A 22,453-nucleotide genomic window follows, 5' to 3' on the forward strand; every position below is an offset into this window, starting at 1 on the left:
AGATAAAGTCAAGTAACTCAACATCAATGTGATGCCAGTCACGCAGGAACCTACGCAACGGAGGGTACGTGTTCGCCGAAGAGCGCCAGCAAAAGATTGCCGAGCTTGTCGCCGGCAACGGCCGGGTCAGCGTGACCCTGCTGGCAGAGCGCTTCCGCATCACCACCGAAACCGTGCGCAGGGACCTTGCCGCCCTGGAGAACGCGGGTACCGTCCGCCGGGTCCACGGCGGCGCCGTGGCTCCCGACCGCTTCAGCACCACCGAAGAAAGCGTCACCGAGCGTGCCATCCAGCGGCCGGACCAGAAGATCCGCATCGCGGAGGCCGCACTCGCGCTCATTCCACGGAACTCGCCGGCCAGCGTCCTCATGGACGGCGGCACCACCACCGAGGTCCTGGCGGACCTGCTGGCGCGCCGTACCGCCATCGAACCGACCGACGGAACCGGGCCGCACCACGAACTGGTGGTCATTACCCACGCCGTCCCTATCGCCAGCAAGCTCTCCAACGTTCCCGGCGTAGCCCTGCAGATCCTGGGCGGGCGCGTCCGCGGCATTACCCAGGTGGCCGTGGGGCAGGCGACGGTGGACGCCGCCGCCCGCATCCGCCCGGACATAGCGTTCATCGGCACCAACGGCATCCACGCCACCTTCGGCGTCAGCACTCCCGATCCTGAAGAAGCGGCCGTCAAGGCAGCCTTCGTCCAGTCGGCACGCCGCATTGTGGTGTTGGCCGACTCCTCCAAGCTGGACACGGAAACCCTGGTCCAGTTCGCCTCCCTGAAAGACCTGGACACCTTGATCACAGACAGTGAACCCGGGCCCGAACTCGCGGCCGCCCTGGAAGACGCCGGCGTCGACGTGGTGATCGCATGATCGTCACCTTCACGGCCAACCCCAGCCTTGACCGGACCGTTGCCCTGCCCGGCCCGCTGGCCCGCGGTGAGGTGCAGCGTGCCGTCTCCGTCCGCCAGGAGTCCGGCGGCAAGGGAGTCAACGTCTCCCGCGCCCTGGTGGCGTCCGGCCTCGATTCCCTGGCGGTCCTGCCCGGAGCGGACGGCGATCCCGTCCTGGCCGGACTGCGCGAGCAGGGGGTGCCTTTCGTCTCCCTGCCCATCGACGAGCCGCTGCGGACCAATGTGGCGCTCACCGAACCCGGCGGCGTCACCACGAAGATCAACGAACCCGGGCCGGTCCTGGCCGCAGACCAGCAGGAAGCGCTCATCAAGTTGCTGCTGGAAAGCTCACGCGGCGCCAACTGGGTGGTCCTGGCCGGCTCGCTGCCACCCGGGTTCCCGGACAACTTTTACGCCATGGTGGCCCGGCGGATCCGGGAGGCGGGCAATGGCACAGCGCCGCTGATCGCCGTCGACTCCTCCGGGGCGCCCCTGGCCGCTTCCCTGACCGACGCCGGAAGCTCCGACGACGGTACGGGCAGCGGCGCAACAACCCCAGGTTCCGGGAAACCGGACCTCCTCAAACCCAACGCCGAAGAACTGGCTGAGCTGGCCGCAGCCGCCGGTTTTGCCCCGGCCACCGGAGACGAGCTGGAAGCGGACCCGGCTGCAGCCGCAGCCGCCGCGGCCGCCGTCGTTCGTTCCGGTGTGGGTGCTGTGCTGGCAACTCTCGGTTCCAAGGGAGCTGTCCTTGTAACGGCCGACGGCGCGTGGCTGGCCACGCACCCGCCGGTCGCCGCAGTGAGCACGGTGGGTGCGGGCGACTCCGCGCTGGCCGGCTACCTGCTCGCCCACGGCCGGGGATCCGCCCCGGCCGACTGCCTTCGTCAGGCGGTGGCCCACGGTGCCGCCGCCGCCTCCCTGCCGGGTTCCACTGTTCCGGCAGTACACCAAACAACCCCGGATGCCGTAACCATCACGGCCCTTCGAAAGGATTGACAGTGACTCAGCTCATCACCACGGAACTGGTCGAGCTCGACCAGAACCTGGGTAACGCGCCCGAAGCGGTGATCCGGCATCTGGCAAGCAAGGTAGCTGCCACCGGACGTGCCTCAGAAGTCGAGGGCCTCTTCGCCGACGCCTTTGCCCGCGAGCAGAAGACCGCCACCGGCATCCCCGGCGGCATCGCCATCCCGCACTGCCGCTCGGCCGCCGTCACGGTACCCACCCTGGCCATGGCCCGCCTGAACCCCAAGGTGGACTTCGGCGCCAAGGACGGCCCGGCGGACCTGGTCTTCTTCATCGCCGCCCCGGACGGCGCGGACCAGGAACACCTGAAGCTGCTCTCCAAACTGGCCCGCTCCCTGATCAAGAAGGACTTCACCGCAGCGCTGCGCAACGCCTCCTCCGAGGCCGAGATCGTGGAACTCGTTGAAGGGGCCCTGGCGGACAAGCCCGCCGCGCACGCTGCCACCGCCCCCGCGGACGCGGTACCGGTTGGTGCCAGCGTTGGCGCAGGTGCCGCCGGCTCCGCCGCCGGTGCCCCCGCCGCCGGTGCCCCCGCCGCCGGCGCGGCCGGGTCCGGCGGGCGCGGCCCCAAGCGCCTGGTAGCCGTCACGGCCTGCCCCACCGGGATCGCGCACACCTACATGGCGGCCGATTCCCTCGTGGCAGCCGCCCGGGAAATGGGCGTGGACCTCCAGGTGGAAACCCAAGGCTCGTCCGGTGCCAAGGCACTGGACCCCGCCGTCATCGCCGCCGCGGACGCCGTCATCTTCGCGGTGGACGTGGATGTGCGCGGCAAGGAGCGCTTTGCCGGCAAGCCCGTGATCAACGCCCCCGTGAAGCGCGGCATCGACGAGCCGGACAAGATGGTCCAGGAAGCACTCGCCGCAGCCGACAACCCCCACGCCCGCCGCGTCCCGCACTTCGGTGCCGAGGAGCAGGCCGAGCACGAGGCTGAGGAGAAGGGCGAACACATCGGGCAGAAGCTGAAGAAGGCCCTGCTCACCGGTGTCAGCTACATGATTCCGTTCGTGGCAGGTGGCGGCCTCCTGATCGCCCTCGGCTTCCTCATGGGCGGCTACCTGATCACCAAGTACGCGGACAACATCGTTGTCCAGAACAGCCTGTTCAACCTGCCCACCGAGTTCCCTGACAACGCGTGGGGTCCGCTGGGCGCCTACCTGGGTGCGGTGCTCTTCAAGATCGGCGCGCTCTCGCTGGGCTTCCTGGTCCCGGCGCTGGCCGGCTACATCGCCTACGCGATCGCCGACCGTCCGGGCATCGCCCCCGGCTTCGTCGCCGGTGCCGTGGCCGGATTCATGGGAGCCGGCTTCCTCGGCGGCATCGTCGGCGGCCTGCTCGCCGGTTACATCGCCCACGTGGTGGGCCGCCTGCAGGTAGCCCGCTGGCTGCGTGGCCTGATGCCCGTGGTGATCATCCCGCTGCTTGCATCGCTGGTGGCGTCCGGCCTGATGTTCCTGATCCTGGGCGGCCCGATCGTGGCCATCACCAAGGGCCTGAATGCCTGGCTGTCCGGCCTGACCGGTGCCGGCGCCATCGCGCTCGGCGTGATCCTGGGCCTGATGATGTGCTTCGACCTCGGCGGTCCCGTCAACAAGGTTGCCTACTCCTTCGCCGTCGCCGGCCTGGGGGCAGCAACCATCGACAACCAGGCACCCTGGCAGATCATGGCCGCGGTCATGGCCTCCGGCATGGTTCCCCCGCTGGCCATGGCGTTGGCCTCCACCGTCCTGAACAAGAAGCTGTTCAGCCTCGCAGAGCAGGAAAACGGCAAGGCCGCCTGGCTGCTGGGGGCGTCCTTCATCTCCGAAGGCGCCATCCCGTTCGCCGCTGCAGACCCCCTGCGCGTCATCCCCGCCAGCATGCTCGGCGGCGCGGTGACCGGCGCCATCTCGATGGCGGCGGGCGTCGGATCCAAGGCACCGCACGGCGGCATCTTCGTCTTCTTCGCCATCGACAACTTCCTGATGTTCGTCGTCTCGATCGTGGTCGGTACGGTAGTTACGGCCCTGTCCGTGATCGCCCTCAAACGCTGGGCAGTCAAGAAGACCGTTGATACGGTTGAACCGGTTCCCGTAACCGTCTAAGCCGGCCCCGACCCACCTATCCTCCCGGCGCTGAACCATCAGCACGCCGAACGACTAAGGAGCAACAATGCCAGAACGCACCGCAACCGTCGCCAGCCGAGTGGGCCTGCACGCACGCCCCGCCGCCATCTTCGCTGAGGCGGCAGGCGAGTTCGACCTGGAGATCACCATCGCCCGCGAAGGGGAGCCGGCAGACGAGGCAATGGATGCCGCCAGCATCCTGTCCCTCATGAGCCTGGGCGCCTCGCACGGCGACGTGGTGGTCCTCCGCGCCGAGGGCGCGGGTGCGGACGACGCCTTGGAACGCCTGGTGCAGATCCTGGAAACGGATCACGACGCCGAGTAGCAGCCACGCTGCCTGGCAGCACACAGCCGGCGGCCGCCGTCGGGCTTCCCTCAAGGAGGGGTGCCCGACGGCGGCCGCTTGGCTTTAAGCGCCACGCCACCCAAGCAACTCGCAGTTGTTGTCGTTTTGAACGCCCAAAACGACAACATGTGCGACCCAGTTGGGAGGCGGGGATCAGCCGCGTTCGGCGATGGCCTTTACGTCCGCCACCAGCTTGTCCCACATCGCCTGGGAGTGGGCGGCGGCTTCCTCGCTGGGGTTGTTGTCCTGGGCCAGGGACAGCCGGGTGGTGCCGTCCTGGTCCTCCAGGGTCCATTCGAGCGTGTGGTAGTTTCCGGGCTCGTCAGGCTGGCCGGAGAGCGGACTGAAGTGGGTGTGGACCAATTTTCGTCCAGGTTCCACGGCCAGGATCTCGCCCTTGTCCTGGTACGGTTTCCCTTCCCATTCGCCCAGCCAGATGATGGGGCTGCCAACCTTCCAGTCCGTCTGCAGGGTGGCTCCGAACATGAACTCCTTCACCGCCGCGGGGTCGGTGATCACCTCCCACACACGGTCCGGCGGGGCATCGATGGTGGTGACTGACGTTGCCACGTGGTTTCCGGTCATGCTCAATCCTTCCTCGCGGTGAAGACCAGGTATTCCCATTCCATCTGGAACGGGATGTCGCCGTGCGCGTCCCCGTAGGAGTCCGCCAGGTCCGTGAGCGCCCGGTCCAGGGCTTTGACCTTGTCCGGGTCATCGGCCAGTGATTTGTACACGGAGATCATCGGGCCATAATGCGATTTGAAGTACCTGACGAAGTCCGCCGGCTGGTGGAAGCTCCGGACGGCCAGGTTCTGCTTCCGGGTGCGGATCCCGGCCGCCCTGTCCCCCAGGAGTTCGCGGAGGTGTTCCTCGCTCCCCCACAGCGTGGCGGGCTGGGCACCCGCCGGGGGTGGGGGCGCGAACGGTCCCAGGGCGGCAAACAATTCCCCGATGAAGCCTTCCGGCGTCCAGCAGAGCAGCCCGATGGTGCCACCCCGTTTGCAGACGCGGAGCAGTTCATCGGCGGCGGCCTGGTGGCGCGGCGCGAACATCACCCCGATGCAGCTCATGACGGCGTCGAACTCCTCATCGCCAAAGGGCAGGGCTTCGGCGTCAGCCTCCTTCCAGTCGAGGGTGACGCCCCGGTTGGCCGCCTCTTTCCGGCCTGCGTCGAACAGCTCTGGGGTGAGGTCGCTGGCCACTACTTTGGCGCCCATCATGGCAGCGGGGATGGCTGCGTTGCCGGTCCCTGCCGCAACGTCGAGGACACGCTGCCGCGGTTTGATGCCGCACGCCTCCACCAGCACGGCACCCAGTTCCAGGAGCAGTTCGTCCGCGAGCGCCGGGTAGTCCCCCGACGCCCACATGGCCCGGTGCTTTGCCTTGAGTTGCCGGTCCGCCTCCGCTGCTGCCTGGTCGTTCATGTCCGCGCCCCTTTACGTGCCCGTTCCCACGGGTCCGTTTCCGAATGGGTGACAGCACGCTGTTGGCACAGCGGAGGCTGCGATGCGACTCATTGTGGACGCGATGGCAGCCCCTGTAAAGGCGCAGCAACTGTCCCGGCCGGACAGGATCAGGCAGGCTTGCGGGTCCTGGTGCTGGTCTTCGCGGCCGGTTTGCCATCAGCTGCGCCGGTGGACTTGGTGCCGGCGGACTTAGTGCCCGAGGTCTTGGCGGCGGTTTTGGCCGCCGGCTTCGCGGCAGCCTTCGTGGCAGTGGCCTTGCCTGCCTGCCTCGTGGTGGCCGGCTTTGCCTCATCGGCACCTGTCTTGGCAGCGGCTGTCCTGGCGCCGGACGCTTTGGTGCCGGCGGCCTTGCGTGCTGGCTTGGCAGGTTCCCCGTCCGCCGCGTCCTCGCCGCCGTCGGAATCCCCGCCCGAGGCGGCACCTCCGCGCTTCCGGTCCAGGCTCCGCTTCAGGGCTTCCATCAGGTCGATGACCTCGCCCTTGCCGCCCTCACCGGACTCGACGCCGAAAGTCTCCTCCGTATCCAGCGATTCACCCTGTTCGAGTTTCGCCTCAATGAGCTGGCGGAGTTGCACCTGGTACTCGTCGGTAAAGGAGGTGGGGTCGAAATCAGCTGCCATGGACTCCACCAGGGCCGCGGACATGTCCCGTTCCTGCGCCGAAATCCGGATGTCTGCTTCGAGGGAGGGGAAGCTGGCCTCCCGCACCTCGTCCGGCCAGAGGAGGGACTGCAGCACCAGCACGTCGTCCTTGATCCGCAGGGCCCCCAGCCGGGTCTTCTCCCGCAGCGCGAATTGGACCACCGCCACCCGGTCCGTGTCCTCCAGGGCCCGCCGCAGCAGGACGTACGCCTTGGGCGACTTGGAATCCGGTTCCAGGTAGTAGCTCTTCTCGAACATCATGGGTTCAAGCTGCTCGGACGGCACGAACTGCACCACTTCGATCTCGTGGCTGTTCTCGGCCGGAATGGACTTGAGTTCCTCCTTGGACAGCACCACGGTCCGGCCGTCCTCCTCGAACGCCTTCTCAATGTCCGAGTAGTCCACCACCTCGCCGCAGACCTCGCACCGGCGCTGGTAGCGGATCCTTCCGCCGTCGGCGTTGTGCACCTGGTGCAGACTGATGTCATGATCCTCAGTGGCGCTGTAGACCTTCACGGGCACGTTGACCAGCCCGAACGCGATGGCACCCTTCCAGATGGCTCTCATTCATACAGTCAACATCAGAGCGGGCCGGAGGTGAAGACCTGTGGCCGGCACTAGGGAACGTGTCCGGGTGGCGGGACGCGAATTGACGCTCACCAACCTGGACAAAATCATCTATCCGGAGACCGGCACCACCAAGGCTGACGTGCTGGCTTACTACGCCGCAGTGGCCCACGTCCTGATCCCCGCCGCGGCCAACCGGCCGGCCACCCGCAAGCGGTGGGTCAACGGCGTGGGCACGGCAGGCAAGCCCGGTGAGGTGTTCTTCCAAAAGGACCTGGAGGACTCGGCCCCCGGCTGGCTGCCCCGGGCCGCGATCACCCACAAGGACCGGACCATCCACTACCCCCTGGTCAATGACGCCGCCACGCTGGCCTGGTTCGGGCAGATCAACTCACTCGAAATCCACGTGCCGCAGTGGCGGGTGGATGCACACGGCAACCAGTTGAACCCGGACCGGCTGGTACTGGACCTTGACCCGGGTGAGGGCGCGGGCCTGCCGGAATGCCGCGAGGTGGCACTGCTCGCGCGGTCCATCCTGGAGGACGTGGGCCTGGAACCGGTGCCGGTGACCAGCGGCAGCAAGGGCATCCATCTCTACGCCGCGCTGGACGGGAGCCAGACGTCCGAGCAGATCTCCGCTTTCGCCCGCGAACTGGCCCGGGCGCTCGAGGCGGACCACCCGGACCTCGCCGTCAGCGATATGAAGAAGACGCTCCGCAGGGGCAAGGTGCTGGTGGACTGGAGCCAGAACAACGCGGCGAAAACCACGGTGGTCCCCTACTCGCTGCGCGGCCGGCCCACGCCTATGGTGGCAGCCCCGCGGACGTGGCGGGAAATCGGGTCTCCCCGCCTGAAGCACCTGGACTACCGGGAAGTGCTGCGCCGGGTGCGGGACGGCAAAGACCCGTTCGCCGTCGTCGTCAATGCTGCGGCCCGCGCGGAGGAACCGGAGGACGGGCACGACGGCGACCCCCGCCTGGGCGCGTACCGCTCCATGCGTGACCCCAAGGCAACGCCCGAGCCTTTCGCGGGCATCCCGACGAGCGGGAACGCGTTCGTCATCCAGGAACACCACGCCAGCCGGCTGCACTGGGACCTGCGCCTGGAGCACGAGGGCGTCATGGTGTCCTGGGCGTTGCCCAAGGGGCTCCCCCAATCCGGCGGCAAGAACCACCTGGCCGTCCAGACCGAGGACCATCCCATGGACTACCTCACCTTCCACGGGACCATCCCCAAGGGACAATACGGGGCGGGTGAGATGACCATTTGGGACACCGGCACCTACGAACTGCACAAGTGGATCAATGGCAAGGAAGTCATCGTCACCCTGACCGGATCGGAGGGTGGTGGCCTGGGAGGGCCCACGAAACTGGCGCTCATCCACACCGGCCGCGGCCGGGACAAGGACGGGGAGAAGCAGTGGCTCATCCACCTCATGGACCCGGAACACGCGGGCGGGAGACCACGGCACGCGCCGACGGGAGCAGCAGAGCCGTCGCCGCAACGGGGCGAAGCCAGCGCAGGTGGCACGGCGCCTGCTGCGGAGCCTGCCCGGACCGCGCCCACCGCACCGGATCCGTCCCCGGACCCTGCCGAATACCGGCCCATGATGGCCACGGCGGGCACCGAAGCCGACCTGCGCGGCAGCACGTGGCAATTCGAACTCAAATGGGACGGGGTCCGGGCAATCCTGGTGGCCGACAGGGAAAAGATCCGGATATTGAGCCGCAACGGCAACGACGTGACCAAGACCTACCCGGAGCTTACGGACCGCGCCTGCTGGCCGGAGCAGCCGTTCGTGGCCGATGGCGAGATCATCGCCGTCGGCCCCGGCGGCAGGCCCGACTTTGGGCTCCTTCAGGGCAGGATGAAACTCACCCGGGCCGCCGACGTCGCCAAAGCCCGCACCGCCATCCCGGTGCAACTGATGCTGTTCGACCTGCTTTTCGACGACGGGAAAGACCTGCGGCGCCAGCCGCTCAGCACCCGGCGGCGGAGGCTCGAGGAGTTCTTCAGGCCGTCGGCCTGTCCGGTGGACCTGTCCATGGTGCTCGAGGAACCGGTGGGGCTCCTGCTGGACAGCGCCAGGGAGCTGGGCCTGGAAGGAATCATGGCCAAACGGACGGACAGCCGGTACGTCAGCGGCCAACGGACCCGGACCTGGATCAAACTCAAGCTTGAGCAAACCCAGGAAGTGGTGGTGGGCGGTTGGCGGCCGGGGAAGGGCGGCCGGGAAGAGACGGTGGGCTCACTGCTGGTGGGGATTCCCGATGGCGACAAGCTGCAGTACGTGGGCCGGGTGGGCAGTGGTTTCAGCATGCGCGAGCTCACGGAACTGCGGCAAACCGTGGAACGGCTGGGCCGGAAGGCATCCCCGTTCCACGATGTCCCCCGTTTGGACGCAGCGGACGCCCATTGGGTGGCCCCGGAACTGGTGGGAGAGGTGACCTACAGCGAATGGACCGGTCCGGGCAGGCTGCGGCACCCGCGGTGGCGGGGCTGGCGCGTTGACAAGGACCCGGCGGAGGTGGTCCGGGAATGAGGCCCCGGTTTGCGGCGTACAGTGCGCGCGGCAAGACGGAAATTACCCGGCGCCCGCGACATTTCCGGGGTGCCAGGTAATTTGCGTTTCGATCGGTGCAGTGGCCTTTGCCAGGCGGCTAGGAGGAGTGCGGCATCTGCGGCCGGCCGGTCCGGTGGACGGCGGTTACTGCCGCCTCGTGGCCCATGCGGCCGTATCCGGCAGCCCGGTCCTTCGGATGCCGGCGTTTGCCGCCGCCATCCGGCCATGCATTCTGCCGGGCCAGGGGGACAGCCCCGCTTACTGCGGGCCCGGGTGTGACCGGGGCGTCCATGGCTGCGGCAAGATGGTCCGCCACCTCTGGCCTGATGTGGAACTGGTTGGACTCTTCACCCATGTCTTTTTCCCTTCCTTCCATCGTTCTTCGTTGAAACGAGGCGCCGGCCGGGCGCCCGGGCGTGCGCGGGCAGTCAGCCGAAAAGAAGTGTGTTCATCGCTCTACCATAGGCACCCCGAAGGCTCCTGTGAACCCCTCCTGAGGCCGTGACCGTGCTCACTTCCGCGCCCGCAATTACCCAAATAAACGGCTTGAAACGGTTCCCGAGAAAAATTTTTGGTAACGGCGCCGTTGATCAGCCTGCTTCCCAGTAGTAGCGCGGGAATCCACGGCGAAAAAAGGTACCAAATGCGGCGCTTCAGGGGTAGAAAAGGGAGCATGCTACGCCATTGAGCCGAGCAAACGCCATAGACATCCCGTAAAATTGAAGGCCTGCCCGGAGCGGGGCAGCTACAAGTCGCAAGCAAATGACCTCCACAGGAGTTGCCCAAATGCCCACAGACCGAAGCAGTAACCACTCTCCAGCAGGCGCCAAGAGCGCCCGCGGAACCGACCCTGCGGCCCCCACGGCTGCCAAGAAGCCCAGGCTCCTGCCACGCCGCCGGCTCAAGGAATCCGACGTCAACGTAGTTGACCAGCCCATGCTCAAAAAAGCACTGGGCGGCACCATCGTTGGAAACACGATGGAATGGTACGACGTCGGCGTTTTCGGCTACCTCATCACCACCATGGGGCCCGTGTTCCTGCCGGAATCCGATCCCACGACGCAGAACCTCTTCCTGCTGGGCACGTTTGCGGCGACCTTTATCGCCCGCCCCCTCGGTGGCGTCATCTTCGGCTGGCTCGGCGACAAAGTGGGCCGGCAAAAGATCCTGGCAACCACGCTGATGATCATGGCGGCCAGCACGTTCGCCGTCGGCCTGCTGCCCGGATACGCCCAGATTGGATTGTGGGCGGCAGCATTGCTGGTGCTCCTTAAAGTCATCCAGGGTTTCTCCACCGGCGGTGAATATGCCGGTGCCACCACCTTCGTCAGCGAGTATGCCGCCGACAAGCGCCGTGGCTTCTTTGCCAGCTTCCTGGACCTGGGCAGCTACATGGGCTTCGCTATCGGCGCGGCCTTGGTCTCGGTCCTGCAGTTGACCCTGGGCCAGGCCACCATGGAGGACTGGGGCTGGCGTATCCCGTTCCTGATTGCGGGCCCGCTGGGCCTGATCGCAGTGTACTTCCGGAGCAAGATCGAGGAGTCGCCACAGTTCCAGGCCACCCTGGACGCCCAGGAGGCAAACGCCAAGAACGCCTCCGAAGGCACCCCTACGGCCAAGGGACCTGTCGGTATCGTCAAGGCCTACTGGCGTCCGATCATCGTGGCCATGGTTGTGGTTGCGGCCGCCAACACGGCTGGTTACGCCCTGACCTCCTACATGCCCACCTACCTGACCGACGCCAAGGGTTACGACGAGCTCCACGGCACGCTGTTGACCATCCCGGTGCTGGTAGTCATGAGCCTTTGCATCCCACTGACCGGCAGGCTGTCTGACCGGATCGGCCGCCGCCCCGTGCTGTGGATCGGTGCGGTGAGCACCATCGTCCTGGCCGTTCCGGCGTTCCTGTTGATCGGTATCGGTGCCGTTTGGTCCACCCTGGCAGGCCTGGCCCTGGTTGCCTTCCCCGTGACCTTCTACGTGGCCAACCTCGCCTCGGCCCTGCCGGCCCAGTTCCCCACGTCGAGCCGCTACGGAGCCATGGGCATTGCCTACAACTTCGCGGTGGCGATCTTCGGCGGAACCACACCCTTCATCGTGGAACTGCTGATCAAATCGACCGGCAACGACATGATGCCGGCGTACTACCTGATGGCAACCTCTTTGGTTGGCGCCGTGGCCATTTACTTCCTGAAGGAATCCGCCAACCGCCCCCTCCCGGGATCGATGCCCAGCGTTGATACCCAGGCGGAAGCCAAGGAACTGGTGGAGACCCAGGACCAGAACCCGCTGATCAACCTGGACGAACTGCCGTTCGACACCCAGGACGGCACGGATCCGCATGCACACCGCGGTGTTCCGGCAGGAGCGTAAGCTCCCGCCTGCCGCCCGGGCATTCTTGTAGCCCACGCTCACAGGCCCGCTCCTGTGCTTCCTGCGGGAAGTACGGAAGCGGGCCTTCGCGTGCCCGCCGGATGTCCTGGTGTGTCAGGAGCCCAGCCGGCAACATATGACTCTGCGGGATGCCTGGTGATACGTTCCCAAAGGCCCTATCAGGCGCCGGCACCGCAGTAACAGGGAATGGATTCGGGATATGAAGCGCGTAGTGGACCAGGTGCGCGCGCTGCACCGGCTGGAACCGGCCACCAACGACCATCTTGCGGCGCTCCGGGTTGCCCTGAGCGTCGCAGCCCCCTCCCTGATCCTGTTGGCCTTGGGCAGGACTGACCTGATCATCTACGCCGTGTTCGGTGCCCTTACCGGGATGTACGGCCGCTCGGAGCCCCACCAGTTGCGGCTTCGGCACCAAGGCCAGGCCGCCTTGGTACTGCTCTGCGGAGTGGCCGTGGGGATCACGCTGTCCATCAACCACCTCCATTCCTGGTGGCTGGTGGCCGTGGAAGCCACCCTTGCCGGGGTGGGCTCCGCCTACTCGGACCGGGTGCGGCTGAAACCCAACGGACCCTTCTTCGGCATCCTGGCCCTCGGAGCCTGCGCTTCCGTTCCTGTCGCGGTCCCTTGGTATGTGGCGATGCTCATCGCCGGCGGATCGGCTGTGTTCTCCATGGCGGTGGGCTTCAGCGGCTGGATACGGCGCAGGTCCTGGGAACCCGGCGCCACCAGGGCCGTGCCCTCCCCCACCCCGGCGGGCCGGCGTGAGCTGCTGGTCCACGCCGCACGGTATGTGCTGGCCGTGGGCGCCGCCGGAACAGTGGGCGTCCTCAGCGGCAGCGGCCACCCGCACTGGGCCATGGCCGCCGCGGCAGTGCCGCTCGCCGGGGCGGACCTTCCCAGCCGTGTCCGGCGCGGCATCCACCGCATCGTGGGGACCTTCCTGGGCCTGGCCGTGACCGCCGTCGTCCTCCTTCCGGCACCCTGGACACTGGCCGGGCTGTACCCCGCGTTCCAGGAGCCTGCGCGCCATGCCCAGGTGCTGGCCCTCCTGGTGATCCTGTTCCAGTTCGCCACCGAGCTGTTCATGACCAGGCACTACGGCTTGGCGATGGTCTGGTTCACCCCGGTGATCCTGCTCATGACCCAACTGGCCTCGCCGGCCGAACCAGGGGTCCTGATCCTGGAGCGGGCCGTGGAAACGTTGGTGGGCGCGCTGCTGGGCATCCTGGTAGTGGTGGCCGTCCGCCGCTCCGGGCCGCAAGCAGGCACCGGCTTCGAAGGCCCGCTACAGCTACCCGGGGTTGCGCTCCGGCTTGGGTTTGCGCGCCGGTCCCGCCATTAGCCGCGCCGGCGCCAGCTTGGCCACGGCGGCCACCACCTTATAGCCCCTGGAAGGTACGGACACCGCCTTGCCGCGCTCGTTGTCCGCCAGGCCTTCCCGCACCACCCGCTCCGCACGCAGCCACGTCCAGGACGGGGCCACGGACTTGTCCATGCCCATCCGGTCGTGGAACTCGGTATGCGTAAACCCCGGACATACCGCGGTGACCTTGATCCCGCGCCGGCGGTACGCCAGGTTGGCCCACCGGCTGAAACTGACCAGCCATGCTTTCGCTGCCGAGTAGGTGCCGCGGGGTAGGAAGGCGGCCACGCTGGCCACATTGATGATCCTGCCCTCCCCGCGTTCGAGCATTCCGCCGAGCGCCGCGTGGGTGAGCACCATGGCCGTTTCCACGTGCAGCTTCAGGTGGTCTTTTTCCGCCCCGATCGGGTTGTCCTCGAAGTTGTGCAGCAGCCCGATACCGGCATTGTTCACCAGGATGCCCACCGGCCGCGCGGGGTCCTTGAGACGTTCGACGACGGCGGCGACGTCGGCGTCCACCGTGAGGTCAGCGGGCAGGACCTCAGCCGTGATTCCGTACCGCCGGTGCAGGTCCGCCGCGGTTTCCTCCAGACGGGAGGCGTTGCGGGCCACCAGGACAAGGGGGTGCCCCTGGGCCGCGAGCTGCTTGGCGAATTCGTGTCCCAGCCCGGCGCTGGCTCCGGTGACGAGTGCGATTGTTGGCTCCATGCTGCCAGCCTAACCAGTTGCCGATGCTACACCCCTGCGAACCGGGCCAGCGGGTTGGCCAGGCGTCCGGCCAGCTGCAGGCCGCCGGAGGGATCGGAGAGCTCCAGCATGTGCTGGTTGTTGCGCAGCTGCAGCCGGTTGAGGCAGGACAGTGGAAAGTCCGGGGCGAACAGGTTGTGTCTTGCGAACTGGTCCGCAAGCTCTGGATGCTCCGCCTGGTAGTCCCGGATGGCTGCGGCTGCGGTGCGCCAGAACTCCTCCTGGGGCAGGGTGCCGTCCTCGTCCAGCAGGGCCGCGAGGAAGCGGAAGATGCAGTCGAAGACGTCGGTGAAGATTGCCAATACCTTCTCCCCATCAGGAATCGCGGCCTTGATCCTTGCGGCCTCGGCGGGCACCTCCAGCCGGTCCCCCATCACGACGATTTCCTCGGCGATGTCCTTCATGACGGCCCGCACGGGCACGCCGTTTTCCAGGACCAGGATGACGTTTTCGCCGTGCGGCATGAACGCCAGCTCATAGCGGCAGAGGCAGTGCACCAAGGGAACCAGGTAGGCCTCGAAGTACCGGCGGAGCCATGTGGCGGCCGCCAGCCCGGAACGTTCGATCAGTGCGGCGGCCATCGGCTTTCCTGCCGTATCCACATGCAGGAGCGACGCCATGGTGGCCAGCTGCCCGCCGTCGCGCAGCAGCGGCAGCGGACTTTCCCGCCAGAGCGCGGACAGCATCTTCCGGTACGGTGAGCCTTCCGCGGAGCCGGCCTCGTAATGCGGGTTGTGGTAACCGACGGCGGCTACCTCGCCGATCATGGTGAACCCGCGGCGCTGCAGCGCCTGGTCTGAGCCGATCAGTTCCCGCAACCAGTCGTTGATGGCGGGCGTCGCCTTCATGTACTGCGGGGAGAGTCCGCGCATGAAGCCCATGTTCAGCACGGACAGGGCGGTCTTGACGTAGTGCTTGGCGGGGGCCGCGGTGTTGAAGAACGTCCGGATCGACTGCTGTGCCTGGTATTGATCGGTTCCCCTGCCCAGGTGGACGATGCGTTGCCGGGCGATCTCCGCCGCGAACGTACCCGTGAGCTTGTTCTGCCACTGCCAGGGATGCACCGGCATGAGGAAGTACTGCTCCGGCTCGAGTCCCTGTTCCGCCAGCACGGCGTGGAAAGTGTCCAGCAGCGGCCCCAGTTCGGCGGCCAGGTGTGTCCGGTAGTCCAGCCCGGCAGCCGCGGTGAAGACGGCGCAGCTGCGGTGCACGGCGATCCATTCCAGGCGCACGGCGGCACCGGTTTCGGGGGCGAAGGCGTGGTAATCGCCGATGCCGAAGCCCAGCCGGCCGTTGTTGGCCACGAAGCAGGGGTGGCCCTCGGACATGCTGCGTTCGATGGCCTGGAAATCGGCGGCAGCGTCCGCGCCGCGGGTTATTCCAGCCGCCAGTTCCGCCGAGTCCGGCCGGCGGGCCGCCAGTTTGTAGGCGTGTCCGGCCAGCGTGCTGCTGATTTCTTCCAGGTAGACCGGAAGCATGGAGATGGTGATGCCGAGGGTCGTGTGGAAGGCCGTGATGAACTCCATGGCGTCCAGCGGCGCCTCGGCGCCCTCGTGGAGATGCCGGATTGAACCGGCATCGATGGACCAGTGGTCCAGGTCCAGGATCCGCGCGTCGAAACGGTACTCGCGGGTTCCGTCGTCGCTGACCACCCGATAGCTGGCGGCGTGGTCCATCTCCTGAAGGCGCTCAGGCGCAAGGATCCGTTCGTGCGAGAACTCGGCGAGCGCTTTGCGGAGCAGATGCCGGTTGGCTGCCTCCCAGCGGTGCAGGCTGAGGTGGGAAACGTCGGACGGGAAGGCAGCGGCCGGGGCGGGGTAGAGGTCAGTGGTCACAGTGGTGCTCCATTGCGGTCGAGGTGGCGGGCAAGCGGATTGGGGCGGTGAGAAGGTTCAACGCCCGGGCAGCCAGGTAGTCCTCCCGGCTGCAAAAGCTCAGGAGCGCGTCCTTGTCCGGGAGGGCCACCACCCCCTCGGGGCGGAAGCCGAGCCGTTTATTGAGGGCGTGGATCCGGGTATTCCGGACGTCGGGTTCCACAACGATCCGGTCCACCCCGGGCTTGGCGAACAGCCGGGCCAGCACGGCATCCATGACGGCCGTGGTGAAGCCGGCAACAGGAGCGTTCGACGGCGGAGCCACCAGCAGGTGCATGCCGGCGTCACCGGGCCGGACCGGGTAGGCCGTGGCCAGCGGTGAGGACGCGGGCAGGTACTCCTCAACGAGGAAGGCTGGAATGCCGTCGTCGAGCCCCAGCAGGGCATGGTGGTGTCCGCTCGACTGGATGGCGGCGTACTCCTTTTCGACGTCGTCAACGCCGGCGGCCAGCATTCCCCAAAAGGAGGCGTAGGGCCGCGTGACCCAGCTGTGCAGGAGCGGGGCGTCGGCCGCGGGGTCGACGCAGCGGAACGTGAATCTCATGCGGGCACCTCCGCCGTGATGCTCTCCGGTGCGCCGAACTGTTGGAACGCGATGCTGCGTTCCACCGGGTAGACCTCCCGGCCGCTAATTGCCCGGAGGATGCACGAGTTGCGGTAGGCGCCCATGCCCAGGTCCGGGGTGGCGAATCCGTGGGTGTGCAGCTCGGCGTTCTGGACGAAGATCTCTCCGGGTTCCACACCGGTGCTGTAGTTGCGGTCCACCGCAAAACGGCCCCCGCTGTCCCGGGCAATCCTGTCCCGGATTCCCGCGAGGAACTCCGGTTCCCGGTAGGTGTAGCCGGTGGCGAAAACCACGGCGTCGCTGTCCAGGGTGTAGGCGGTGCCCTGCTCGTCGTGGTGCAGGCGCAGGGTGTGGGTTCCGGCGGCGGCGTCCCATGCGGCGGCTGTGAGCGTGGAATGGGTCAGCAGCCGCGTGTCCACCATCCCGGCGAGGCTCCGGGTGTAGAGGAGGTCGTAGATTGCGTCGATCAGGTCCGCGTTGATGCCCTTGTAGAGGTTCTTCTGCGTCTTGTTGAGGTGGTCGCGGCGGTGCGGCGGGAGGCCATAGAAGTAGTCCACGTACTCGGGCGAGGTCATCTCGAGGGTCAGTTTGGTGTACTCCAGGGGAAAGAACCGGCCGGAGCGGGTCACCCAGTCCAGCCGGTACCCGTGGGCGTCCGCGTCCGTGAGCAGGTCATAGTAGATCTCCGCCGCACTCTGCCCGCTGCCCACGATGGTGATGCTGCGGCGCTGCTGCAGGTCCGCCTTCCGGGCCAGGTAGTCGGCATTGTGGAAGGCCATGCCCCCGCGGCCTGCGGCGGCCTCGGCCATGATGCCATGGCCGGCTTCCGGTACGTAGGGGCTGGTGCCGGTGCCCAGCACCAGCCGGCGGGCGGAAAGTACCTCCGTGCCGCCGGGGCCGGAGACGGCCAGCCGGTACACGCCGTCGTCGTACGCCGCATCCAGCACGGTTGTGCCAAAACGTACCGAAGGCAACTGCCCGGCCACCCACTGGCAGTACTGGTTGTATTCGGCTCGCAGCGGGTAGAAGTCCTCGCGGATGTAGAACCGGTACAGCCGGCCGGTCTGCTTGAGGAAGTTCAGGAACGAGTAGGGCGAGGTGGGGTCCGCCATGGTCACCAGGTCCGCCAGGAAAGGGACCTGCAGGTGGGCCGGCTCCAGCATCATGCCGGGGTGCCACTCGAAGGATTCGCGCTGGTCGAGGAAGATGCCGGCCAGGCCCTCGACGGGCTCAGCCAGGGCGGCGAGGCCAAGGTTGAAGGGGCCGACGCCGATGGCTGCGAAGTCATGGACGTGGCCGGTTGCGGGGGTGGTCATGCGGCGGCACCGTCCTGCAGGAGGTCCGCGCCGGTGCGGCGCAGGAGGTCGATGATGCCGGCGATGTCCTCCAGGGTGGCTTCGGCATTGAGGAGGGTGAACTTCAGGTAGTGGCGGCCGCCCACCGTGGTCCCGGCAACCACCGCCCGCCCGGACGCGAAGACGGCGGCGCGCACGGCAGGATTGAGCGCGTCGGCGGCGTCCTCACTGAGCCGCGCTCCCCCGTCCAGCCGCGGGCGGTAGCGGAACACCAGGGTGCTGAGCTGCGGCGGTGCCGCGAGTTCGAAGTCGTCGTCTGCCTCCAGGAGCAATCCGACGCGACCCGCGAGGTCGATGGCTTCGTCGAACAGCGCGCCGATGGCGTCCGCCCCCATGATCCGCAGCGTGAGCCACAGTTTCAGGGCGTCGAAGCGGCGGGTGGTCTGGAGGCTCTTGTCCACCTGGTTGGGAATGTCCGCAAGGGCAGCACTTTCCGGGTTCAGGTAGTCGGCGTGGAAGGTGACGTGCCGCAGCATGGCCCGGTCGCGGACCAGAAGCGCGCTGGAGCTGACGGGCTGGAAGAAGGTCTTGTGGAAATCCACGGTGACCGAGTCCGCGAACCGGGTCCCGTCCAGGAGGTGCCGGTACCGGCCGGAGACCATGAGGCCGCCGCCGTAGGCGGCGTCCACGTGGAGCCAGGCGCCGGAGGCATGGGCAAGGGCAGCGAGGTCTGCGAGCGGGTCCACCGCGCCAAAGTCGGTGGTCCCGGCGGTGGCCACCACCGCCATCGGGACCAGGCCGGCCCGGTTGGCGTCGGCCAGGGCATCGGCCAGGGCTTCGGGGTCCATCCGGCGGTCCGGCGTGCAGGGGACGCTGATGACGGCGTCGAATCCGAGGCCGAGCATGGCGGCCGACTTTTGGATGCTGAAGTGGCTGTCCCCGGAGGTGAAGATCCGGAGTTTATCCAGCAGCGCCGGCAGGCGGAGGCCGCTGCGGGCCGGGTCCTGGCGGAGGCCTGCCACTGCGTGGTTGCGGGCGATCAGCAGCGCCTGCAGGTTGGACTGGCTGCCCCCGGAGGTGAAGATACCGTCAGCGGCGGCGCCCAGGTGCAGCCGTTGCGCGGTCCAGTCGATGAGGCGCCGCTCGATCATGGTGGCCCCCGCGCTTTGGTCCCAGGTGTCCAGCGAGGAGTTGACGGCGGAAAGGACGGCCTCGCCCACCAGTGCCGGGATCACCACCGGGCAGTTGAGGTGCGCCGCGTATTTGGGGTCATGGAAATAGACGGCGTCGCGCAGGTAGACGTCCTCGAGCTCCTCCAGTGCCGCAGCGGTGTCCCGCAGCGGCACGTCCAGGTCAACCGCCCCCACCCGGGCCTCCAGCGCTGACGGTTCGACGCCGGTAAAGGGCCGGGTGGTCCGCTCCAGCTTGGTGGCCACGGCAGTGACACCCTGCAGGACCTGCGCCACGTACCGGGCTGAATTCCTGGCATTGAGGAGGTGGTTGCTGGCCCCGAGCGCCAGTTCCAGCCGGGAGGCAAAGTCCTGGCCGGCGGAAGCGGCTGGCGGGCCCTGTGGTGAGGCGGTGGCGGGAAGCGGTGTTTCCACGTGCGGAGCAGGGTGGGGCATCAGCGGCATGGGTTTCCTTTGCTGGGCATTGCCGGAGTGGCAGTGGTCGTAGCGGGCAGGGCTGGAGCCGAACACCCCACCCTGCATTCTTGTAAGGTAAGCCTTACTTAGGTAACCCTTTTAATCAAACTTTTGTGATGTATTTCGTTTTGAACCGCAGCTACCCGCCCCGAGGCACCGGCGGAGCCCCGCGACGCTACGCTTGGGGTCAAGCGGGTACTGGGGATTGCGGGCCATCACCAGATGCCGGAACTTGTGCATCAATTAGTAAGCATGCTTTTCTTGTGGGGTAGATGAACCTCCGCAAGCAGTTCGCGGCGGGACTGCCGGCCATGGCGGTTCCGTGAAAGAAGCCCAAGGAAGAACATGATGACCACCGCAATGGATGAGCAGCTGATGGCGTTTGGGGAGCGCCGCGAACCGGCTGAGCAGTTTCCGGCCGCCACGGTACCTGTCGATGCAGGACTGCTGGTGACCCTCAATTCGCGCATGCACTGCCGCACGCCGATGCAGCTTGTCGATCACGGGGAACTTCCGGTCCGGCAGCCCGTTTACGTTGACGGAACCTCCGTGGTGGCACTGCGGCCGGAGGCGGGCGAAACCGTCACCACCTACCGCTGTGCCTGCGGCTTCACCATCGACGACCCCGGGACCGCCTGGGCGGTCAGCGATTCGGCCCTGGCCAGCTGACCCTGCTCCGAGCGCGGGCGCCGGCCCGCGGCCAGCGAATGTGATTGGCGGATGCGATCAGCGGATGGGGCCGGCGGGCGGTCAGCGCTCGGGCCAGTCCACGAACTGTTCGTAGCCCTCGTGCTTGCGGAGGTAGCTGGACATAAACGGGCAGTGCGGAATGATGCGTTTTCCGGTGGCCACCACGTCATCCAGGGCAAAATGCGCCAGCACCTTGCCCAGCCCCTGCCCCTCGAAGTCCTGGCCCGTTTCGGTATGGGTGAAGTCGATATGTCCCGGCAGGGCGTGGAAGAAGGCCTGGACAGCGAGCCTGCCGTCCACCAGGAGTTCGTACCGGTGGTCCGCGTCGTTGCGCCGCAGGGTGACGTTGGGGGTGAACTTATCCTCTGTGGACATGGTGTTCTCGGTCATGGTTTGACACTGGCACTACTTCACCCCGCTGGCAATGCCCCTTCGGCCGCGCCTCCGGCGGGAGGTGGTCCGGGCCGCCGGCCCGCGCGCCGGCCGTCGCGGGGGCCTGGTCCCGGCCGATGGCCGGCGCCGCAGCGGAAACCCGCCCAGCAGGAGGATCGCCGCGGAAAAGCACAAGGTGCCGGCAGCCAGCAGCCCCAGTGACAATCCGTTGAGGGCGGCGTCCGCCGCGGGAAGGAAGACCACGACGACGGCGGCCGCAGCCAAGGCGGGCCGGCTGCGGTAGGCGTGTGGTGCCGTTACCCGGTCCTCAAGGCGGCCGAAGGCGGCAGCGACGGGGAGCAGCAGGACGACCAGGGCCAGGACCACCACGGGCCGCGACCACCACCACGCGGCGGTGCCGGCGCCGGGCTTGGGGAACGGCACCAGGAGCAGCAGCCCTGACATCGCGCCCAGCAGCGGCAGGTGCCACAAGTACACCGTCAGGGACCGGCTGCCCGCCACGCCCACGAGGCGGCCAATCCAGCGGACCTCGGCGAGCGACGCGAGGACCGGCCGCGCCAGCTCCATCGCGGCCAGCTGGGAGACGGCCAACAGGACCAGGGTGAGGTTGGGTGGATTGAGGTTCACCAGCATGTTGCCGGTGTACAGGCCCAGCCCCGTCACCAGGCCCAACGCAAGGTTTGCTGCCAACGCGATGGCCAGCAGGCCCGAACGGGAAAGCCGGGACGTCCAGCCGTCGGCCGCCAGGAAGCCCAGTTGCTGCACTGCGCACCACACGAACACCAGGTTCGCGTAGGCAAGGTTCGGCAGCGCCCCCCGGAGGCAATCCACGGCAACCACCAGGCCGAGGAGCAGGCCCAGCGCCAGCCAGGGGGAACGCGCATGGAGCGCCGCCAGGACCGGAATGTTCAACTGCGCCGCGAGGTAGGCGGCCAGGAACCACAGCGGCATGCCGGCGCCGGTGGCCATGAGCTGGACCACCTGAGGGTCCACCCCGAGGGCACGGGCCAACAACAGTCCCAGGACCATCGCCGCAAGCAGCGCGGTGGCCGGACGGACCAGGCGCAGCAGCCGTGCACGGATGAACTGGGCCGCCGTCCCGCCCCGCGCCTTCATCCGGCGCCAGGACTGAAGGCCGGTCACACCCCCGGTAACGAAGAACAGGGGCATGACCATGAAGATCCAGATGACGGGGACAAACCAGTCCTGGTCGCCAAGGGTGTTCTCCGTTGTCACGGTCCCGTCCGGGTGCAGGACCGGACTGACCATCATGGAATGGCCCACCACCACCAATGCCAGGCAGACGAAGCGGACAAGGTCGATCGCCGGATCACGGGCTGCCGTGTCCGCGTGGTCTTGGTTCCCCTGACCCCGCCGCACCACGTGGCCTTACAGCGTCCCGACCCTGTTCACAGCACCATTCTGCGCCTGTTGCCGGTGGTGTAGAAGAGGCAGGGGTGCCGGGCTAGAGCGCAGCCACCAGGCCCAGGACGACGGCGAGCAGCGGCGTTGCGCCCTGGGTGGCCGCCGCGCGGAGGTACTTGCGGCCGCTGAGGGCCAGGACCACGGCCGCCAGGAGCATGGAGCCGCAGCTTGAAAACACCAGGGTCCAGCCCGCCACGTGCTGCGCCGGACCGGCCCCGAACACCACCAGGCCGATTCCGACCAGGGCACCCACTGCCAGGAACAGGTTGTAGAACCCCTGGTTGTACGCCAGCGGCCTGGTGATCTCTGCATGGTCCTGGGATCCGATGCTGAAGCGTTTCCACGTGGCGGGCCGGGTCCAGGTCACGGATTCCATGGTGAAGATGAAAACGTGCAGCGCCGCGGCGAGGAAGGCAAAAAAGAGGGAGGCCAGGATCATGGCTTGA

The 22,453-nt window shown here is 67.4% G+C and carries 20 protein-coding genes; 8 read left to right on the forward strand and 12 right to left on the reverse strand.

Annotated elements, in window-relative coordinates; all coding sequences use genetic code 11:
- Window positions 1-68 precede the first annotated feature (68 nt).
- The 4 genes from DFO47_RS07340 (at window position 69) to DFO47_RS07355 (ending at window position 4,354) form a co-directional block, all read left to right on the forward strand.
- A complete protein-coding gene (locus DFO47_RS07340) occupies window positions 69-875 on the forward strand; it encodes a DeoR/GlpR family DNA-binding transcription regulator (protein WP_133831193.1) in 807 nt (268 codons plus the stop codon).
- Entirely contained in the window at window positions 872-1,894 is a 1,023-nt protein-coding gene (locus DFO47_RS07345; RefSeq protein WP_109863628.1) for a 1-phosphofructokinase family hexose kinase, read from the forward strand. The genes DFO47_RS07340 and DFO47_RS07345 overlap by 4 nt, the downstream gene beginning before the upstream one ends.
- Window positions 1,895-1,896: 2 nt before the next feature.
- A complete protein-coding gene (locus tag DFO47_RS07350) occupies window positions 1,897-4,008 on the forward strand; it encodes a fructose-specific PTS transporter subunit EIIC (protein WP_133831194.1) in 2,112 nt (703 codons plus the stop codon).
- A 67-nt stretch (window positions 4,009-4,075) separates the two neighbouring features.
- On the forward strand, window positions 4,076-4,354 hold the full coding sequence (locus tag DFO47_RS07355) for an HPr family phosphocarrier protein (RefSeq protein WP_018763716.1): 279 nt from the start codon (window positions 4,076-4,078) through the stop codon (window positions 4,352-4,354).
- A 174-nt stretch (window positions 4,355-4,528) separates the two neighbouring features.
- Here DFO47_RS07355 and DFO47_RS07360 read toward each other — a convergent pair whose 3' ends face one another.
- The 3 genes from DFO47_RS07360 to DFO47_RS07370 all read right to left on the reverse strand — a co-directional run bounded on the left by DFO47_RS07360 (window position 4,529) and on the right by DFO47_RS07370 (window position 7,052).
- Complete coding sequence (locus tag DFO47_RS07360; protein ID WP_018763717.1) at window positions 4,529-4,960, reverse strand: SRPBCC family protein; 432 nt, start codon at window positions 4,958-4,960, stop codon at window positions 4,529-4,531.
- 2 nt (window positions 4,961-4,962) lie between these two features.
- A complete protein-coding gene (locus DFO47_RS07365) occupies window positions 4,963-5,802 on the reverse strand; it encodes a class I SAM-dependent methyltransferase (protein ID WP_018763718.1) in 840 nt (279 codons plus the stop codon).
- Window positions 5,803-5,951: 149 nt separating this feature from the next.
- On the reverse strand, window positions 5,952-7,052 hold the full coding sequence (locus DFO47_RS07370) for a Ku protein (protein ID WP_133831195.1): 1,101 nt from the start codon (window positions 7,050-7,052) through the stop codon (window positions 5,952-5,954).
- Window positions 7,053-7,092: 40 nt separating this feature from the next.
- Here DFO47_RS07370 and DFO47_RS07375 point away from each other — a divergent pair, with 40 nt between their 5' ends.
- Complete coding sequence (locus tag DFO47_RS07375; protein WP_133831196.1) at window positions 7,093-9,594, forward strand: ATP-dependent DNA ligase; 2,502 nt, start codon at window positions 7,093-7,095, stop codon at window positions 9,592-9,594.
- 118 nt (window positions 9,595-9,712) lie between these two features.
- On the opposite strand, the gene DFO47_RS07380 is transcribed toward DFO47_RS07375, so the two are convergent.
- Window positions 9,713-9,970, reverse strand: coding sequence for a hypothetical protein (locus tag DFO47_RS07380; protein ID WP_133831197.1), 258 nt, complete (start codon window positions 9,968-9,970; stop codon window positions 9,713-9,715).
- Between the two features lie 431 nt (window positions 9,971-10,401).
- Between DFO47_RS07380 and DFO47_RS07385 the strand changes: the two genes are divergently transcribed.
- Window positions 10,402-11,988 carry an MFS transporter gene (locus DFO47_RS07385; protein ID WP_018763722.1) on the forward strand — a complete coding sequence of 529 codons (1,587 nt, stop codon included), beginning with the start codon at window positions 10,402-10,404 and terminating at the stop codon, window positions 11,986-11,988.
- 220 nt (window positions 11,989-12,208) lie between these two features.
- Window positions 12,209-13,351 (forward strand): FUSC family protein, encoded by a 1,143-nt coding sequence (locus DFO47_RS07390; protein ID WP_133831198.1) that lies wholly within the window; start codon window positions 12,209-12,211, stop codon window positions 13,349-13,351.
- Here the strand turns inward: DFO47_RS07390 and DFO47_RS07395 are convergent.
- The 5 genes from DFO47_RS07395 to DFO47_RS07415 are packed head-to-tail and all read right to left on the reverse strand — an operon-like array spanning window position 13,301 to window position 19,487.
- Window positions 13,301-14,080, reverse strand: coding sequence for an SDR family NAD(P)-dependent oxidoreductase (locus DFO47_RS07395; RefSeq protein WP_133831199.1), 780 nt, complete (start codon window positions 14,078-14,080; stop codon window positions 13,301-13,303). The genes DFO47_RS07390 and DFO47_RS07395 overlap by 51 nt on opposite strands.
- A gap of 26 nt (window positions 14,081-14,106) precedes the next feature.
- A complete protein-coding gene (locus DFO47_RS07400; RefSeq protein WP_133831200.1) occupies window positions 14,107-15,954 on the reverse strand; it encodes an IucA/IucC family siderophore biosynthesis protein in 1,848 nt (615 codons plus the stop codon).
- Window positions 15,944-16,537: a GNAT family N-acetyltransferase gene (locus DFO47_RS07405; protein ID WP_133831201.1), complete on the reverse strand. Its 594-nt coding sequence runs from the start codon at window positions 16,535-16,537 to the stop codon at window positions 15,944-15,946. Before DFO47_RS07405 ends, DFO47_RS07400 begins: the two co-directional genes overlap by 11 nt.
- Window positions 16,534-17,874, reverse strand: coding sequence for a lysine N(6)-hydroxylase/L-ornithine N(5)-oxygenase family protein (locus tag DFO47_RS07410; RefSeq protein ID WP_133831202.1), 1,341 nt, complete (start codon window positions 17,872-17,874; stop codon window positions 16,534-16,536). Before DFO47_RS07410 ends, DFO47_RS07405 begins: the two co-directional genes overlap by 4 nt.
- Window positions 17,871-19,487 carry an aspartate aminotransferase family protein gene (locus DFO47_RS07415; protein WP_243835379.1) on the reverse strand — a complete coding sequence of 539 codons (1,617 nt, stop codon included), beginning with the start codon at window positions 19,485-19,487 and terminating at the stop codon, window positions 17,871-17,873. Before DFO47_RS07415 ends, DFO47_RS07410 begins: the two co-directional genes overlap by 4 nt.
- 357 nt (window positions 19,488-19,844) lie before the next feature.
- Between DFO47_RS07415 and DFO47_RS07420 the strand changes: the two genes are divergently transcribed.
- Window positions 19,845-20,168, forward strand: a complete 324-nt coding sequence (locus DFO47_RS07420; protein ID WP_133831203.1) for a hypothetical protein — start codon at window positions 19,845-19,847, stop codon at window positions 20,166-20,168.
- Window positions 20,169-20,249: 81 nt separating this feature from the next.
- Here the strand turns inward: DFO47_RS07420 and DFO47_RS07425 are convergent, their stop codons facing one another.
- The 3 genes from DFO47_RS07425 to DFO47_RS07435 form a co-directional block, all read right to left on the reverse strand.
- Window positions 20,250-20,579, reverse strand: a complete 330-nt coding sequence (locus tag DFO47_RS07425) for a GNAT family N-acetyltransferase (RefSeq protein WP_133831204.1) — start codon at window positions 20,577-20,579, stop codon at window positions 20,250-20,252.
- Window positions 20,580-20,594: 15 nt separating this feature from the next.
- A complete protein-coding gene (locus tag DFO47_RS07430) occupies window positions 20,595-21,962 on the reverse strand; it encodes an acyltransferase (RefSeq protein ID WP_133831205.1) in 1,368 nt (455 codons plus the stop codon).
- Window positions 21,963-22,047: 85 nt separating this feature from the next.
- Window positions 22,048-22,446 (reverse strand): DUF1304 domain-containing protein, encoded by a 399-nt coding sequence (locus DFO47_RS07435; protein WP_133831206.1) that lies wholly within the window; start codon window positions 22,444-22,446, stop codon window positions 22,048-22,050.
- Window positions 22,447-22,453 lie beyond the last annotated feature (7 nt).

It is taken from the genome of Arthrobacter sp. AG258 (assembly GCF_004364695.1).
Taxonomy (GTDB): domain Bacteria; phylum Actinomycetota; class Actinomycetes; order Actinomycetales; family Micrococcaceae; genus Arthrobacter.